Genomic DNA, 2,500 nt, shown 5'->3' with positions numbered 1-2,500 from the left:
TCACTAATGTTGAAAAATTAGGAGATGACCTGTGGATCGGAGTGAAAGGCTAATCAAGCCGGGAGATAGCTGGTTCTCCTCGAAAGCTATTTAGGTAGCGCCTCGCGTCTCACCCACGGGGGTAGAGCACTGTTTGGGCTAGGGGGTCATCCCGACTTACCAACCCCATGCAAACTCCGAATACCGTGGAGTGCAATCGCGGGAGACACACGGCGGGTGCTAACGTCCGTCGTGGAAAGGGAAACAACCCAGACCGCCAGCTAAGGTCCCAAATACCAGTTAAGTGGGAAACGATGTGGGAAGGCCCAGACAGCTAGGAAGTTGGCTTAGAAGCAGCCATCTTTTAAAGAAAGCGTAATAGCTCACTAGTCGAGTCGGCCCGCGCGGAAGATATACCGGGGCTCAAACTGGTAACCGAAGCTGCGGATGCAACTTTGTTGCATGGTAGAGGAGCGTTGTGTAAGCCGTTGAAGGTGGATCGGGAGGTCTGCTGGAGGTATCACAAGTGCGAATGCTGACATGAGTAACGACAAGGGGGGTGAAAAACCCCCCCGCCGGAAGACCAAGGGTTCCTGTCCAACGCTAATCGGGACAGGGTTAGTCGGCCCCTAAGGCGAGGGCGAAAGCCGTAGTCGATGGGAAACAGGTTAACATTCCTGTACTTGCTATTGCTGCGATGGAGTGACGGAGAAGGCTAGGCCAGCACGGCGATTGGTTGTCCGTGTTTAAGGTAGTAGGCTGGGGACTTAGGCAAATCCGGGTCCCTAAGGCCGAGAGCTGATGACGAGCCTCTTTTAGAGGCGAAGTGGTTGATGCCATGCTTCCAGGAAAAACTTCTAAGCTTCAGGCAATAGTGAACCGTACTCGAAACCGACACAGGTGGTCAGGTAGAGAATACCAAGGCGCTTGAGAGAACTCTGGTGAAGGAACTAGGCAAAATGGTACCGTAACTTCGGGAGAAGGTACGCCGGCTTTGGTGATGGGACTTGCTCCCTAAGCTGAGGTCGGTCGAAGTGACCAGGTGGCTGCGACTGTTTATTAAAAACATAGCACTCTGCAAACACGTAAGTGGACGTATAGGGTGTGACGCCTGCCCGGTGCCGGAAGGTTAATTGATGGGGTTAGCGTAAGCGAAGCTCTTGATCGAAGCCCCGGTAAACGGCGGCCGTAACTATAACGGTCCTAAGGTAGCGAAATTCCTTGTCGGGTAAGTTCCGACCTGCACGAATGGCGTAACGATGGCCACGCTGTCTCCACCAGAGACTCAGTGAAATTGAAATCGCTGTTAAGATGCAGTGTACCCGCGGCTAGACGGAAAGACCCCGTGAACCTTTACTACAGCTTTGCACTGAACTTTGAGCCTACTTGTGTAGGATAGGTGGGAGGCTTTGAAACTGTGACGCCAGTTGCAGTGGAGCCGTCCTTGAAATACCACCCTGGTATGTTTGAGGTTCTAACCCAGGTCCGTAATCCGGATCGGGGACAGTGTATGGTGGGTAGTTTGACTGGGGCGGTCTCCTCCCAAAGAGTAACGGAGGAGTACGAAGGTGCACTCAGCATGGTCGGAAATCATGCAATGAGCATAATGGTATAAGTGCGCTTGACTGCGAGACAGACATGTCGAGCAGGTACGAAAGTAGGTCATAGTGATCCGGTGGTTCTGTATGGAAGGGCCATCGCTCAACGGATAAAAGGTACTCCGGGGATAACAGGCTGATACCGCCCAAGAGTTCACATCGACGGCGGTGTTTGGCACCTCGATGTCGGCTCATCACATCCTGGGGCTGAAGCCGGTCCCAAGGGTATGGCTGTTCGCCATTTAAAGTGGTACGCGAGCTGGGTTTAGAACGTCGTGAGACAGTTCGGTCCCTATCTGCCGTGGGCGTTGGAGATTTGAGAAGAGTTGCTCCTAGTACGAGAGGACCGGAGTGAACGAACCTCTGGTGTTCGGGTTGTCACGCCAGTGGCATTGCCCGGTAGCTATGTTCGGACGGGATAACCGCTGAAAGCATCTAAGCGGGAAGCCTCCTTCAAGATGAGATCTCCCTGGGACTTCGAGTCCCCTGAAGGGCCCTGGAAGACTACCAGGTTGATAGGCTGGGTGTGGAAGCGTTGTGAGGCGTTGAGCTAACCAGTACTAATTGCCCGTGAGGCTTGACCATACAACAGAGATGGTTACTAACGACTGATCCAGAAGAGGATCAGCGGATTGTGAGCAAGAGACAGACAAGAATCTTGCGGTGTATTACTACAGAGTGTTTCACCGACTTATTTGGGGTTACCGTTGATCGGAAGATCGTGCAAACGGCGGTAACAGGCAGCGCAGGGCAACATAACTCGCCCATAAGACCACGCCAACCCAAGCCAGTTTGCCTGACGACCATAGAGTTGTGGAACCACCTGATCCCTTGCCGAACTCAGAAGTGAAACGCAACATCGCCGATGGTAGTGTGGGGTTTCCCCATGTGAGAGTAGGTCATCGTCAGGCTTCTAAATAAAA

The 2,500-nt window shown here is 53.0% G+C and carries 2 rRNA genes (1 of these 2 cut by a window edge); both read left to right on the top strand.

Annotation, left to right across the window (positions count from 1 at the left end):
• Positions 1-2,162: ribosomal RNA gene (locus tag LVD12_RS16015) — 23S ribosomal RNA — on the top strand (it extends 719 nt beyond the left edge of the window).
• A gap of 210 nt (positions 2,163-2,372) precedes the next feature.
• Positions 2,373-2,488, top strand: a 5S ribosomal RNA gene (gene rrf, locus LVD12_RS16010).
• The last annotated feature ends 12 nt before the right edge of the window (positions 2,489-2,500 follow it).

It is taken from the genome of Microbulbifer guangxiensis (assembly GCF_021729075.1).
In the GTDB taxonomy this organism is placed as follows: Bacteria; Pseudomonadota; Gammaproteobacteria; order Pseudomonadales; family Cellvibrionaceae; genus Microbulbifer; species Microbulbifer guangxiensis.
This window is presented reverse-complemented; position numbering and strand designations above follow the sequence as displayed.